We start from the raw sequence: 13489 nt of genomic DNA, 5'->3' as shown, positions 1-13489 counted from the left end.
ATAACGCTTTATTAAAATCTTAATCTAAAATCGCAGTTGCGGCAATGAAACTCATGCGTCCCTTATCATCCGCACATAGCCGTCGGCGTCGAACTTGCGTTTCAGCCCGACAGCGTTCATGTAGCGGACGGTTCCGAAGATCGGACGCTCCCGCCACGGCCGGTCGTGCTTGCCGAAACACCAGGCGACGCCGGCGAAACTGTTGGGATCGCGCCCGTCGAGTTCGTATTTGTTGTTGAGCCGGATGGCCGCGGCAAAGGCCTCCTCAGGTGTCGCCGACCACTCGAGGATCTTCTTCCCCCAGTACATCCGCATGTAATTGTGCATCTTCCCCGTGAGCGTCATCTCCAACTGGGCGGCGTTCCAATAGGGGTCGTGCGTCTCCGCCCGCTCCAGCTTGTCCATTGCATAAACATATTCCCTCTTGTCGCCTTTATGCTTCTCAAGCGTCGCCCGGCACCAGTCCGGGAGCCCCCGATAGGAATCGTAGGCCGCATTGAAAAAGGCATAATTCATGCCGAGTTCCCGCCGGACGATGAGCTCCTCGAGAAACGACGCCTTGCCCGGACCCGGCGTCCGGGACACCGCCAGGGCCGCGGTCAGAGGTGAAATTTGTCCGAAGTGCAGATACGGACTCAACCCCGATTGAACATCGGCGTTGGGATCGTTTCTTTCTTCGGCATAGCGGGGAAGTTTCTTATCGATGAACGCCTTGAGCAAAGCCAGGGCTTTCGACGTCCCCCCGCGGATCGACGGCGCCGGTCCGACGCTGCGGTCGACGGAAAGCCCGGCCGACGTTTTTTCCGGATCCGAGATATCCAGGGATTCGAGACGCAATCCCAAAGAATCTTTCTTCAGGCCGGTCTTACGGAGTGGGACCAGGAATTCCGCGAGGCGGCGATGAATCCGCGGCCGCAGAACGGCGGCCGTGTAGGCCTCCTTCCCATAGGCCGTCTCGACGGGAACGACGACCTCGGATTCAACCTGAACCAGCGGGCAGGCCAGCGCCTTAGCGGCCCGGGTGCGCCATTCTCTTTCGATCCGTAGATAGCCTCGGTCGACGACGACGAGGCAGGCTCCCTCGGCCGCCTTCACCGCTTCCTCCCAGGGCGATCCCAGCCGGACAACCATGAGGATGCCGCGGTCGCGCAGAGCCTCGGCCGTCTCTTTCAGGCCCTCCAGCATGAAGGCGTAGGCGCGGACGGCGGCTTCAGGAAACGAAGGCCTCAACCCGAACAGAACGACGAGCGGCTTGTTGAGGTCGTTGGCCCGGTTTACGGCGTATTCCAGGGCGTGGTTGGTCTCCTCCCGCTGGGACGCCTGGATCCAATAGAGGACGAAATCGCCGTCGCGGAGCTCGGCGTTGTTGAGAAAGCGGACGCGTTCATGCTGGATCATGCCGCCCTCCCCCTTTCAATGGCTTTTTCTGCCGGCATCTGCCTTGTTGTTTTTCACGTTGATCGTCAACCCGGCTCTATGAACAGGAACGACGGCCTATCAACACCGACCCGCAAAAAAGCCGACCCGATCAGGGCAGCCGCGACTCGACGGCCTTCCAGTCGATGTTCTTGAAGAAGGCCTCGACGTAGTCCGCCTTTTTCAGCCCGTAGTCGATCATGAAGGCGTGCTCGAAGACGTCCAGAATGAGAAGCGGCCGGCAACCCGCCGGATGGGCGACGTCGTGCTCGTTGATCCAGGAGTTGAACATCCGGCCGGCCATGTCGTCATGATAGAGAATGACCCAGCCGATCCCCCGCATCCCGGCCGTGGCCCGAAAGTCCTTTTCCCAGTTCTCCACGCTTCCGAACCCCTTGGCCAGCGCCTGGGCCGCCTTGCCGTTCGTATCGAGCGCGGTCTTTCCGCCCAGGTTTTCGAAGTAGTACTCATGGAGCCGCATGCCGTTCCATTCCCAGCCCAGACGCCGCTTGAGCTCGGCATATGCGGGCTCGCCCGCCTTGCCGTCCTTCACCATCTGATCCAGCGTGTCGAGCACCTTGTTCGTGTTCGTCACGTAACCCTGGTAAAGCGTAAAGTGGTTCTTCAGCAGCGTCTCACTGAAGCCGGGCATCCCGATGAGGCCCGCGTAATCCTTGGCTTTGTAAGACATGGTTATGTCCTCCTTCTCTGTGATTTCCTTTCCCGGCAGGCGGAACCCGCCCGCCATGACGGCGGCGCCGCCGAGGCCCGCCACCGCCAAAAATTCTCTCCGCTTCAACACTGAATTCCTCCCTATTGGAGTATTTGCCGGCAATTTCCGGAAAGTCTTGTTTTCCTTATCTTTATCGGCTTCCGCTTTTCGGGCTCGGGCAAATCCCTTCGAAAGACGTGTCCGGGCCCCGGCCTTGCCCGTCCACCCCGGCTCCGAGACCGTACGCGTAAACTCCCGGTTTTTACTCTTGCTTCTTATCGGGAGTTTTCGCCCTTTGGGCATGCCGATCTCACCATTCCGACTTCGTCGCAACTTGCTCGACGTAGGCATGCTACGCCTTCGCAAGCTGCTTCCTCGCCGGAACGGCAATCTCGGCCTGCGTACGGTCCCGGTTCCCGGGTCTCGCTCTCCTCGACCTGCGGTCTCGGATCCGTGCCCGCTCGACCCTCCGACGGCTTTCTCCGGGATCCGCCCTGCGCCCCGCGGAAGCTTCCAAAATGATTGTAATCATTTAAAACTACGGCTTCCTGCATCTCTGGCTCAGTTCAACCTCCAAATGGCGAAATTCAGCGCAGCCGCGAAGGTAACCCACAAAATATAAGGTATCAAAAGCACCGCCGCGGCGGTCGAGATCGGTTTGAACAGGGCGATCGTCGCGGCGATGGCCGCCCACAGGACGACGATTTCGACGAACGCCGCGCCGGGCGACTTGAGTCCGAAAAACAACGCGGACCAAGTGATGTTGAGCACGAGCTGGACGGCGAACACCGCAAAAGCCGCACGAACCGCCGGGGTTTTGAAGCCCTCCCGGATCACCAGGAAAAGCGCCACCCCCATCATGATGTAGAGCACGGTCCAGACCGGCCCGAAGAGCCAGTCCGGCGGATTGAAGGCCGGCTTCCGGAGTTCCCGGAACCAGGTCGAAACCGAGGCCCTCGTGAAAAACGATCCGAGGAAACCGGCCGCCAGACAGGCGACAACGCAGACGGCCAATCGGAAATAGCCGGAAATCGTCATGTCACCTCCCACTCGCTCGAGAATCGCCCGGCCGGGCTCATACGCCGTCCACCGCGATCAGCGGCAAACCGTCCGCCCACAGGAGGCGGCCGCCTTCGCCGACCGGCGATTTATCGGGCATCCGCCTCAGCGATGCCCGCTGCAATCATCAATTCTCCGAGCGCCCGCCTCAACCCTTGGCGGGCTTTTCCATCACCGGTTTTTCCGGATCGGCTTTGGCCGCGTCCGGATCGATCTTGGCCCGGATGTCGGCCTCCAGCCGTGCGGCGAGTTCGGGATTTTCCTTGAGGAGCTTCTTGACGTTGTCGCGCCCCTGCCCGACCCTTTCGTTCCCGTAGGAATACCAGGTCCCGGACCTTTCCAACACACCATACTGCAGCCCGCAGTCCACCAGGTCGCCTTCCCGCGAGATGCCCTCGCCATAGATGATGTCGAACTGGGCATCGCGGAACGGAGGGGCCATCTTGTTTTTGACGATCTTGACCTTGACCCGGTTGCCGATGACGTTGTCGCCGTCCTTGAGCGTGGCCAGGCGCCGGACGTCGATGCGAAGCGACGAGTAGAACTTCAGGGCTCGCCCGCCCGTCGTCGTCTCCGGATTGCCGATAAAGACACCGATTTTCTCCCGGAGCTGGTTGATGAAAATGAAGCACGTCTTGGACCGGCTGACGATGGCCGTCAGCTTCCGGAGCGCCTGCGACATCAACCGCGCCTGAAGGCCCATGTGGGCGTCGCCCATGTCCCCCTCAAGCTCGGCTTTGGGCACCAGGGCGGCCACCGAGTCGACGACAATGACGTCGACGGCGCCGCTCCGGACCAGGACCTCGGCGATTTCGAGCGCCTGCTCACCGTAATCGGGTTGTGAGATCAGGAGGTTGTCGATGTCGATGCCGATCCGCGCGGCATAGGTCGGATCCATGGCGTGCTCGGCGTCGATGAAAGCCGCCTGGCCGCCCCGCTGCTGGGCCTCGGCGATGACATGGAGCGCGAGGGTTGTCTTGCCCGTGGCCTCGGGTCCGTAGATTTCAACCACCCGGCCCCGCGGAAACCCGCCGATGCCCAGGGCCTGGTCGAAGGAAATCGATCCCGTCGGGATGCTGTCCGCCTTGACGGCGGCTTCCTTCTGGCCCATTTTCATGATGGCGCCCTTGCCGAACTGCTTTTCGATCTGGGACAGGGCCGCGTCCATGGCCCGGGTCTTCGAGGTCTGCTTCTGATCGACGTCGTCTTCCTTCATGAGCGTCCTCCCTTTCTCTTTCTTCATATCTATCACATTCCTTTATTAGTGTAAACGCGGCAAAAAGCCGGCGACTCTCACCGGCCGGACGCCGCCGGGCGTCCTCCACGACTCACCCGGAGGGCCCCGCCTCAGGACACCCCGATGATCTCCCCGTCGTCCGTGACGTCGACGTGCTCCGCGGCCGGGACCTTCGGCAGCCCGGGCATGGTCATGATGTCGCCGCAGAGGACGACGACGAACCCCGCGCCGGCGCTCAGGAAGACGTCGGTCACGGTCAGCGTGAAATCCTTCGGCCGGTTGAGAAGCTTCGGGTCGTCGGACAGCGAATACTGGGTCTTGGCGACGCAGATCGGAAGCGTCCCGAAACCGGCCTTTTCGTACATCTCGAGCTTCTTCCGTGACCGGCCCTTGAAGATCGTATTCCCGGCGCCGTAAATCTCGCTCGCGATTGTCTCGACTTTTTGGACAAGCGGCATCTCGTCGGGATAGATAAGCCGGAAGTCACGCGGGTCGCTCTCGGCGGCCGCAAGAACCTCGCGGGCCAGATCCGCCCCTCCCGCACCGCCGCGGGCGAAAACGTCGCTCAGCGCAAACCGCATCTTGTCCGCCCGGCAGAGCGACGCGAATATCTCGATTTCGGACTTCGCGTCCGTCGGAAAGAGGTTCAGGGCGACGACGAAGGGCACACCGAACATCCGGAGATTTTCCGCGTGCTTTCTGACATTGTCGAAGCCCGTTTCGACGGCGCCGGGGTCTTCCTTGGCCGTGTCCGCCGCCTTGACGCCCGCCTGGAGCTTCAGCGACTGGAGCGTCGCCACGAGGACGCAGGCATCGGGCGGTGGCACAAGCCCCGTCCGGACGACGATGTCGAAGAACTTCTCGGCCCCCAGGTCGGAGGCGAATCCCGTCTCGGTGACGACGATATCGGCTGCGTCGAGCGCGACTCGCGTCGCGATCACCGAACTCGTGCCGTGGGCGATGTTGGCGAACGGCCCGCCGTGAATGAAGGCCGGCGTGCCCTCGAGGGTCTGGACGATGTTGGGCTTCAGCGCCTCGACGAGGAGGGCGGCCATGGCCCCGTGGGCGCGGACATCGGATGCGAAGATGGGATTGCCGTCGCGCGTGAACCCGAGGCAGATCCGGCCGAGCCGCGCCTTGAGATCGGGGAGGTCCCGCGCCAGGCAGAGAATGGCCATGACCTCGGAGGCCGTTGCGATGTCGAAGCCCGTCTCGCGCGGCACCTCGTTCGTCACCCCGCCGAGCCCGACGACGATCTTGCGGAGCGCCCGGTCGTTCATGTCCAGGACGCGCTTCCAGGTCACCGACGGTCCGGGCAGGAGGTCGCAGCCCTGGAAGTAGAGCTGGTTGTCGACCATGGCCGCAAGGAGATTGTGGGCGGTCGAGACGGCGTGGATGTCGCCCGTGAAATGGAGGTTGATGGCGTCGGCCGGCATGACCTGGGCCCGACCGCCTCCGGTCGCGCCGCCCTTCATGCCGAAGACGGGGCCCAGCGAAGGCTCGCGGATTGCGGCCGCGGCCTTCTTTCCCGCCGCCGTGAGGGCGTCGGCCAGGCCGATCGCCGTCGTCGTCTTGCCCTCGCCCGATTTTCCGGGCGTCGCCGCCGTAACCATGACCAGGCGTCCCGGGCGTTCCCGTTTGGGCGCCTCGCAGGGCAGGATCTTGGCGATGTGCTTCCCGTGAAGCTCCAGGCACTCCGGGCCCATGCCCAGTTTGGCGGCAATCTCCCCGATGGGCTTCATTTTCACGGAACGCGCGATGTCCTTGTCGTTCGTCATGGCGGCCTCCCTTGCCCCAGTTTACCCGCGCCGGCCGTTTTCTTCAACCTCCGCTTCCCGCCCTCTGGACACGCAGGAACTGGAACCCGTACTCCTCGATCAGGCCGTGGTCGGCGAAGCTGAAGTAGCGGTTGTTGCCGATCACGATGTGGTCGAGGACCTTGATCTGGAGGAGGCCGGCCGCGAAGACGAGGTCGCGCGTAATTTCGCGATCGCAGGACGACGGCTCCGGATCGCCCGACGGATGGTTGTGGACGAAGATGAGTCCCGTGGCCCGGGTGCGCAGGGCGTCCTCGATGACCTCGCGGGGGTAGACGGCGCTGGAGTTCACCGTGCCCTCGAAGAGCGTTTTTTCCTCGATGATCCGGTTTTTGGCGTCGAGGAACAGCACCTTGAAGAGCTCTTTGCGCTGGTCGCGCAGGCTGTGCGAGAGGTAGTCGAAGACGGCCCGCGACGACGGGCAGACCGGGCGGCTCATCATCCGGTCCTTGAGGAAGCGGCGCGAGACCTCGTGGATGAGCTTGATGCCGAAGACGTTCCGCGGCCCGATGCCCCGGATTTTCTGAAGCTCGTGGGAAGGCGCCTCGAGAACGCCCCGGAAGGACTTGAAAGTCCGGAGCGCCTCCCGGGCCGGTTCCCGGCAGTCCCGCCGGGGCGTCCCCAGGGCGAGGAGGAGCTCGATGACCTCGTAATCCAGGAAACCCGCCAGGCCGCCGCGAAGGAATTTCTCGCGAAGGCGGGAGCGGTGGCCTTCACGGTTGCGAGAGGAGTGGCTTTCAGCGAGGCGAGTTTCAGGCCCCGACCTACGCCCGAGAGAGTACGGACAGTCACTGCGCCCCGAACCGAGGGAGTTCCCGGGGACTTCGCCTCCCGGTCCGCCGTCGAGCGAAACGGGTTCGCTTCGCGGCGCGCATCGAGATTCACCGGATTCTCCGCCGCATATCTTGGGGTTCGCCCCGCTCCGGTCTGCGCTCGATTTGTCGATATCCGATTCGTTCGTCATTCGCTCCGCCGTCAATACCCGTATTGATATGACGGCGGAAGCCGCCGGTTTTTCGCACTTTTTCTAAAGGCCGGGTGGTAGCAGTCTTCTCAGCTACCGGGATCAAGTACCCCCATCAAATGTTTAACAATTTTCGGGTGAAGTGTTTTTCCTTGATGGAAAGGAATCACGAACCTGGCATTTCCCCTAACGTAAATCCGATGGCTTCCCCTGCTTCGCGCTAATAGAAATCCGGCTTTCAGCAAGAGAGCTTCGGCATCTTGAGCGGATAGGCGCGGCGTTTTAGGCAACGGAGATCTCTAATGATGTGGTCAGGATCTCTTTGCTCAAGCGTGCCCGGATCTCCTCTTTCGAGAGAGTTTCCAGATAAAGCTCGATCGCTTCTTTGATGTTGGCCAAGGCTTCCTCCAGGGAATCCCCTTGTGTCTGGCAGCCTTCGAGCTCAGGAGCGAAGGCATAGTAGCCATGGTCATCTTTTTCAATTACGACACTGACTTTGTAGGACATTTTTCAACTCCGATTTGTATTATACAACAATTATCGCCGCGGCCATGAAAACGCCGTTTCAGAGCCCCGATTCCGGGATTGCAGCTCTGGCGAACCGGAAGAAGTCACCGCCTTGTCCACCGGATGACGATATTCAAATTTCAATATTTCCGTATCCGACAGCCCATAAATTGCAGAGCCGTCATCGGAAACTCCGAATTGAAAAATGGGCTTATCCAATTCCAGTTTTTCTACAGGAATTCCCATTCGATTGAAAACATAAATGATGTCGCCGAATTCGCCCCTAATGTTTTCAGGATTATATTTGCAGATGCCTGAATAAAGCAGAAACAGCTTGTCCAGTCCTTCGTTATAGCGGATATCGATATATCCAAATCGCGTGTTCTTGTTGTAAGTCATCGTGTGGTGCTGCCCGGCGGAGAAGATCTCATAGGAAGGGAAAAATAGGGCTCGTCGACACCCGGACTCAAAAAAGAATTCCGGCTTGGATCGTGGCCAACCAGCAAGGACGCCGTTTCGTTCGCGGGTCTTTCGAATGTTCCGACATAGATCCTTCCCTCGCAGCCATTATGGAGGTCGAATGATTCCGCTCAGTAATTCACAATTTTGTATGTATACGCCTTTATGCATTTATAATCATCTTCAGTGACAACCGCATAAGCCAGCCCGTTTTTAAAAAAGACCTGAGCAGCCGGAAGATTCGATTGGAAACGGCCGATATAAATTCCCTGTTCATCGAACAAGTCGATCAGGGCATAGTCTCCTTCGATGGCATCCGCCACCACATACAGCCAGCCGTTGTCCATGACCGAAAACCACGTATAAGGCGGAAGAAATTTGGGGTATTCCATATGTTTCAGGACTTCCTCTTTGAAAGAATCTCCGGTCGGCAACCTTCTCAGCAGATCAATGCTCTGCACTTCAAAAAAATTATCTTTATGGGATTGTGTTACTTGAATCGGCTGGTATTCCCGGGTGATTCTCCTTTGGAGATCCCCTTCTTGGGAGTAGATCTTAATTTCATATGTCACAGCGTTTCCGGTATGGATTTTTCCTTCCTCGGTGATCTCCTGAAGAAAACGAGGTTTATAAGCGGAATCGCTCAATATCCCGGCAAAAAATTGGGCGCGGGTTTTTGTCTCACGCTGCCTGATTTCTTGTTTGACTTGTTCGAATTCCTTTAAAAGATGGAAATCCGTATCATATATCCCATAGATAAGCATATATATGACGACCTTGGGATCCTCAATTCTTTCTGTCTTTGATGTAAAATAGTTGCCGTTGGGCAGAATCGTAACATCACTTACATCCTGAGGCGCGTTTATCCCTTTGATAAACTCGCCGGATTTTGAAAAAAAGCTGATTTTTTGATTGGCGATATCACGGACATAAAGGTTTCCGGAGGAGTCGAATTTAGGTCCCCAGACATTTTGAAATTCTCCCGGACCCTGGCCCGGCCCACCTATGGCAAGCAGATATTTTCCGTCAGGGGAGAATTTGCGGATATGCTTCCGGTCCCAATCCGTAACGTAAAAGTTTCCGCCGTCATCCATGTTGACATAAAGACTTTGCCCGAATATATGGTTTTCATCCCCCTCGCTTACGCCGATGGTTATTTTTTCCTCAAAGACCAGCTTTTTTCTCCGGCCTGGTCTTGGGACAGGTGTTTTGGGATTATTCACGACCTCGGCTTTTTGCCGGATTGCGGCCTCAACCGATAATCCCTCAAAATCACGTTCCGTGGTTTTTTTCTCGCATGATAGAAATGCCGACATGGAAAATGTGCAAAGAAAGCAAATTGCAACATGATAAGAGGTTTTATTCTTCAGTCTCACATTCCACTCCTTGAATGGAAGTTATGCGACATCTGATGACCTGCACGCCGTGTCTCGTCCATTTTATGAGCAACTTTTCGAATAAGCAACATCTTTTCCGAATGCCCGATTTTTTAAAAAAAGTTGCATCCGGAATCGACCAAGATCCGGGAGGCAGGTCATTCAGACCACAAGGAGCGATGCGAAAACACGGATGTCTCCATGGATTCACTCAATCGGCAAGAAAGCAGTTAAGTATTTTCGGTTCGCCGGGGCCGGTCACTCCATGAGAGCTTGCGTCCCGACGACGCGGACCACGAGGCCTTTGATCCGCCGCTCATAAGGCTCGTCGACGCCCGGACACACAAGAAGATTCCTCCCGCGCGGATAGGCTTCGCGGAAGACGGCCAGCGATGCCGCATCGAAACGGTCGGGATTGATTTTGCATTCGACGGCGTCGACCTCCCGCCCGCGGCGGACGACAAAATCCACCTCCCGGCCGGATTTGTCTCTCCAGTGATGCAGCCCTTCACCGCCCGTCTTGGCTCTCAGGCTGTCGAGCACCAGGTGTTCCCACAGAAGACCCCGGTCATCGTCCCGGATGTCCGTCCATCCCCGGGCGTAGGCCACGAAACCGGTGTCGAATCCGTAAACCTTAGGCCGTTTCACGAGCTCCTGTCTTCCTCCGCCGTGAAAGGGAGATACGGCAATGACGGCGCAAGCGATGCTCAGGGCTTCCAGATAGGTCTTGACCGTCTGACGGCTGATGTCGCATTCCCGCGAGAGCGCCGAATAGTCCGCCAGACCGCCGCTTTGTCTGAGAAGAAGACGGAAAAGGTTGAGGAAGCCCGCCCGTTCGCGCACGGCAAAAAGCTCCTGAATATCTCTCGCATAGAAACTGTCCATCCACTCGGAAAACAGGGATTCGTCCTTTACCGGACTCAGAAGAAATTCAGGAAGTCCGCCGTAATGGAGCCGCTGGTCAAGGTCGGCGATCCCGAAGTCGTCCCGACATTCGCTCCAGAGCACAGGCGAAAGATGAATGACGACCTTCCGACCCGTCAACGTATCTCTGAACTTTCGCGTCGCAGCCAGAGTGGACGAACCTGTGGCCAGGATGCGAAGTTGCGGATAGACATCGGCTGCAATTTTCAGAATGCGGCTGGGATCGGGAAGCCGGTGGATCTCGTCTAAGACAACAACGGCTCCCTTCGTCTGGGCACCCAGGAAAAGCTCCGGGTCTTCCAAACGCCTCGCGTCGGAGGGGAGATCGCAGTTGAGATGGACGGTGTCCGCCAACATCCGCGCCAGAGTGGTTTTCCCGACTCGGCGGACTCCGGCCAGCCAAACGATCGGCCGCTTTTTCCAGGCCTCATGAATTCGCTTCACCCAAAAAGGACGCCCTAGCATGAAACTATAATTAACATATGGCCGTCTATTTGTCAAATACGTTTGCAAATATAAAGCTTGCCGAGCAACAATTCACATCCGTGCCGCCGTCAATCCCCCTTTGGCTGATCAGGAATTCCTAAAATCACACGGCTTTCGATTCCGGTTGATTCAGCCGCTTTTTATGGAGTTACAGCTCTCGCGGGGATAAACAAGAGACAGCGCCGGAAGAAAATGCTTGACAAAGGCACAAGAAGCTTGCAATATGAATATACAATATTCATATTGCAAGGCTTGATCCGTCATGATTCGACGAACTCTTGAAAAACGCCTGCGTAAGGCCGCCGGCCAGTTTCCCGTTGTGAGTGTGACCGGGCCTCGTCAGTCCGGCAAAACAACTCTTGTCAGATCCGTCTTTCCCGACTATCTCTACATATCCCTTGAACTCCCCGATGAGCGGCGTTTTGCCCTGGAGGATCCGCGCGGCTTCCTGGCTCGGTTCAAAGAACCGGTTATCCTCGACGAAGTCCAGAGAACCCCCGATCTTTTCTCCTATATCCAGGTCCTTGTCGACGAACGGCCCGATCGAACCGGCCGGTTCATCTTGACCGGGTCGCAGAATTTCCTCCTGATGCAGAGCATCTCCCAGTCGCTGGCCGGCCGTTGCGCCGTTCTCCACCTGCTGCCGTTTTCCCTGGCGGAATTGATGGATCGGGAACCCCTTGACCTGGAGTCCCAGACATCGATGAACTCCGTCCCACCTCGCTTCAGCCTGGAGGAGGCGCTCCATACCGGCTTTTATCCCCGAATCCACGATCGGGGGATTCCGGCGCGCGATTGGCTCCCGGACTATCACCAGACATACCTGGAACGGGACGTCCGGAACATCCTCAATGTCGGGGACATGGAAGCTTTCGGCAGATTCGTCCGCCTGTGCGCCGGGCGAAGCGGCGGCCTGCTCAACCTTTCCGGCCTCGGGTCCGATTGCGGCATCTCCCACGCGACCGCCCGGCGGTGGCTGTCCGTTCTCGAGGCGAGCTTCATCGTCATGCTCCTGCGGCCCCACCACGATAATTTCGGAAAACGCCAGGTCAAGAGCCCGAAATTATATTTCCTGGACACCGGTCTCCTGTGCTCGCTGCTCCAGATCGAATCGCCGGATCATCTCGCCCACCGGGCCGAGCGCGGCGCCGTTTTCGAAAGCTTTGTCGCCTCCGAACTCGTCAAGAATTTCCTGCATCGCGGACACAGGCCGGCCCTCGGATTCTGGCGGGATTCCGCCGGGCATGAGGTCGATTTCATCGTCGAGCTTGGAAACAGGCGGATTCCCATCGAGGCCAAATCCGCGAAGACCGCGGCCTCCGATTTCTTCGACATGCTGCATTTCTGGGGGAGACTCGCCGGTGACGACAAGGCATCCGCAACTCCAGGTGTTCTCATTTACGGCGGGGATCAAGTCTTCGTCCGGGCGGGCGTCAGGGTGGTTCCCTGGTTCGCTCTTTAGATTTTCGCTGCGCCGTTTCAGAGATCCGATTCCGGGATTGCGGCCAAGGCGGATAAGACTGTCTTAGGCTTCCAACAAGCGTCTCTGCAGCAGCGTCTGCATGTCGCGTCGGCCGTCGGCGATCAGCAGAATGTCGACGTTCTTCCTGCAGCGACGCCGGATGATCCGGGAAAAAGGATCCTGCCGCGCCGGCTAAGGGATGCGCGAAAAGCCCTGCTCGGTGAAGTGAGCGTCGAATGAGAGCGCTTTTGTGAGGCTCAGAGCGCGCATGACCTCGAAGCTCGTGCAGTCCGCCAGGCTGAGCGATTTCCGGGAAGCGGCCAGAAGCGCGCTCACGGCGCGGGCGTGAACGTCCTCCCCGATCCATTCGACGACGAGAAGAGGGACCATGTCGCTTTGAAACCCCCTGAGGGCGTCCAGCCCGAGGCGGCTTTGGATGAGGGCGAAGCTCTCGAGGAGGATGTAATTGGTTGTGACCAACGCATTCTCGGGCCTCAGGGCTTCGCTCCACGCCTCCTTCGCCTTCCTATGGTTGGAGTCGTCGGCGTCCAAGAGCGCATAGACCCCCGATGTGTCGACGAAAATATTCATCCGCCGAAATCTTCCGCCAGATACTTGTCGTGTCGCTTCGAGACGTCGCTCTTTCCCGACCGATACATCCCGGCCAGAGCCAGGGCCTTTTTGCGCCGTTCTTCGGCGTCGGGGAACGGTTTCGACCGCAAGACCGCGTCGACGCCCTGGCGGATGATTTCCGCCATGGACACCCCGCGCGCAGCCGCCAGCCTTTTCAATTCCCCCGCCTGGCTTTCCGTGAGCTGGATCTGCGTTCGGACCATGCCTGATGCTTTCATGATAACAATTTCATAATCATGATAACAAGCAGTCCGGCCCACGTCAACCTTCCTCACGCTGTTTGCGCTCCGAATCATTAGACGCTCGAAGCCCGGCCGATTTCTCTTTTTTCGTCATCGCGGCCATGAAAACGCCGTTTCAGACCCGACTTTCGCCATTATTCCATGAGCCTCCTATAACTTAAGCAAAATCAAAAACATACGCAGCTGCCAACGTAG

14 protein-coding genes are annotated in these 13489 nt (G+C 58.3%); 1 reads left to right on the top strand and 13 read right to left on the bottom strand.

Going from position 1 to position 13489, the window contains the following annotated elements; genetic code table 11:
• Positions 1-51: 51 nt before the first annotated feature.
• The 11 genes from SCM96_02830 to SCM96_02780 all read right to left on the bottom strand — a co-directional run bounded on the left by SCM96_02830 (position 52) and on the right by SCM96_02780 (position 10915).
• Positions 52-1398 (bottom strand): deoxyribodipyrimidine photo-lyase, encoded by a 1347-nt coding sequence (locus SCM96_02830; protein ID MDW7759555.1) that lies wholly within the window; start codon positions 1396-1398, stop codon positions 52-54.
• 130 nt (positions 1399-1528) lie between these two features.
• Positions 1529-2107, bottom strand: coding sequence for a Fe-Mn family superoxide dismutase (locus SCM96_02825; protein ID MDW7759554.1), 579 nt, complete (start codon positions 2105-2107; stop codon positions 1529-1531).
• Between the two features lie 582 nt (positions 2108-2689).
• The gene (locus tag SCM96_02820) at positions 2690-3166 is read right to left on the bottom strand and encodes a TspO/MBR family protein (protein MDW7759553.1); all 477 of its coding nucleotides are present in this window, start codon (positions 3164-3166) and stop codon (positions 2690-2692) included.
• 169 nt (positions 3167-3335) lie between these two features.
• Positions 3336-4403, bottom strand: coding sequence for a recombinase RecA (recA, locus tag SCM96_02815; protein ID MDW7759552.1), 1068 nt, complete (start codon positions 4401-4403; stop codon positions 3336-3338).
• A 131-nt stretch (positions 4404-4534) separates the two neighbouring features.
• Complete coding sequence (locus SCM96_02810; protein MDW7759551.1) at positions 4535-6202, bottom strand: formate--tetrahydrofolate ligase; 1668 nt, start codon at positions 6200-6202, stop codon at positions 4535-4537.
• A 43-nt stretch (positions 6203-6245) separates the two neighbouring features.
• Positions 6246-7205, bottom strand: coding sequence for a DNA repair protein RadC (gene radC / locus SCM96_02805; protein ID MDW7759550.1), 960 nt, complete (start codon positions 7203-7205; stop codon positions 6246-6248).
• A gap of 89 nt (positions 7206-7294) precedes the next feature.
• The gene (locus SCM96_02800) at positions 7295-7495 is read right to left on the bottom strand and encodes a type II toxin-antitoxin system HicA family toxin (protein MDW7759549.1); all 201 of its coding nucleotides are present in this window, start codon (positions 7493-7495) and stop codon (positions 7295-7297) included.
• On the bottom strand, positions 7488-7712 hold the full coding sequence (locus SCM96_02795; protein MDW7759548.1) for a type II toxin-antitoxin system HicB family antitoxin: 225 nt from the start codon (positions 7710-7712) through the stop codon (positions 7488-7490). The genes SCM96_02800 and SCM96_02795 overlap by 8 nt, the downstream gene beginning before the upstream one ends.
• A 30-nt stretch (positions 7713-7742) precedes the next feature.
• The gene (locus SCM96_02790; GenBank protein ID MDW7759547.1) at positions 7743-8111 is read right to left on the bottom strand and encodes a hypothetical protein; all 369 of its coding nucleotides are present in this window, start codon (positions 8109-8111) and stop codon (positions 7743-7745) included.
• A gap of 191 nt (positions 8112-8302) precedes the next feature.
• Positions 8303-9547 carry a 6-bladed beta-propeller gene (locus SCM96_02785; GenBank protein ID MDW7759546.1) on the bottom strand — a complete coding sequence of 415 codons (1245 nt, stop codon included), beginning with the start codon at positions 9545-9547 and terminating at the stop codon, positions 8303-8305.
• Positions 9548-9805: 258 nt separating this feature from the next.
• Positions 9806-10915, bottom strand: coding sequence for an ATP-binding protein (locus SCM96_02780; GenBank protein ID MDW7759545.1), 1110 nt, complete (start codon positions 10913-10915; stop codon positions 9806-9808).
• A 304-nt stretch (positions 10916-11219) separates the two neighbouring features.
• On the opposite strand from SCM96_02780, the gene SCM96_02775 reads away from it, so the two are divergent.
• Complete coding sequence (locus SCM96_02775) at positions 11220-12419, top strand: ATP-binding protein (GenBank protein MDW7759544.1); 1200 nt, start codon at positions 11220-11222, stop codon at positions 12417-12419.
• Between the two features lie 192 nt (positions 12420-12611).
• On the opposite strand, the gene SCM96_02770 is transcribed toward SCM96_02775, so the two are convergent.
• Together SCM96_02770 and SCM96_02765 are read right to left on the bottom strand one after the other, a co-directional pair.
• The gene (locus tag SCM96_02770) at positions 12612-13010 is read right to left on the bottom strand and encodes a PIN domain-containing protein (GenBank protein MDW7759543.1); all 399 of its coding nucleotides are present in this window, start codon (positions 13008-13010) and stop codon (positions 12612-12614) included.
• Entirely contained in the window at positions 13007-13270 is a 264-nt protein-coding gene (locus tag SCM96_02765) for a CopG family transcriptional regulator (protein ID MDW7759542.1), read from the bottom strand. The genes SCM96_02770 and SCM96_02765 overlap by 4 nt, the downstream gene beginning before the upstream one ends.
• Between the last annotated feature and the right edge of the window lie 219 nt (positions 13271-13489).

It is taken from the genome of Acidobacteriota bacterium, assembly GCA_033549365.1.
GTDB lineage: Bacteria > Acidobacteriota > Aminicenantia > Aminicenantales > Saccharicenantaceae > JAWSUF01.
The sequence above is the reverse complement of the archived record's forward strand: the minus strand, read 5'-3'. Positions and strand labels throughout refer to the sequence as shown.

What these genes read in the sequence shown, in the direction of transcription:
- SCM96_02765 (MDW7759542.1), bottom strand. Translation starts at nt 13,270, where the DNA reads ATGAAAGCATCAGGCATGGTCCGAACGCAGATCCAGCTCACGGAAAGC.
- radC (MDW7759550.1), bottom strand. Translation starts at nt 7,205, where the DNA reads ATGACGAACGAATCGGATATCGACAAATCGAGCGCAGACCGGAGCGGG.
- SCM96_02830 (MDW7759555.1), bottom strand. Translation starts at nt 1,398, where the DNA reads ATGATCCAGCATGAACGCGTCCGCTTTCTCAACAACGCCGAGCTCCGC.
- recA (MDW7759552.1), bottom strand. Translation starts at nt 4,403, where the DNA reads ATGAAGGAAGACGACGTCGATCAGAAGCAGACCTCGAAGACCCGGGCC.
- SCM96_02795 (MDW7759548.1), bottom strand. Translation starts at nt 7,712, where the DNA reads ATGTCCTACAAAGTCAGTGTCGTAATTGAAAAAGATGACCATGGCTAC.
- SCM96_02790 (MDW7759547.1), bottom strand. Translation starts at nt 8,111, where the DNA reads ATGACTTACAACAAGAACACGCGATTTGGATATATCGATATCCGCTAT.
- SCM96_02770 (MDW7759543.1), bottom strand. Translation starts at nt 13,010, where the DNA reads ATGAATATTTTCGTCGACACATCGGGGGTCTATGCGCTCTTGGACGCC.
- SCM96_02810 (MDW7759551.1), bottom strand. Translation starts at nt 6,202, where the DNA reads ATGACGAACGACAAGGACATCGCGCGTTCCGTGAAAATGAAGCCCATC.
- SCM96_02820 (MDW7759553.1), bottom strand. Translation starts at nt 3,166, where the DNA reads ATGACGATTTCCGGCTATTTCCGATTGGCCGTCTGCGTTGTCGCCTGT.
- SCM96_02775 (MDW7759544.1), top strand. Translation starts at nt 11,220, where the DNA reads ATGATTCGACGAACTCTTGAAAAACGCCTGCGTAAGGCCGCCGGCCAG.
- SCM96_02825 (MDW7759554.1), bottom strand. Translation starts at nt 2,107, where the DNA reads ATGTCTTACAAAGCCAAGGATTACGCGGGCCTCATCGGGATGCCCGGC.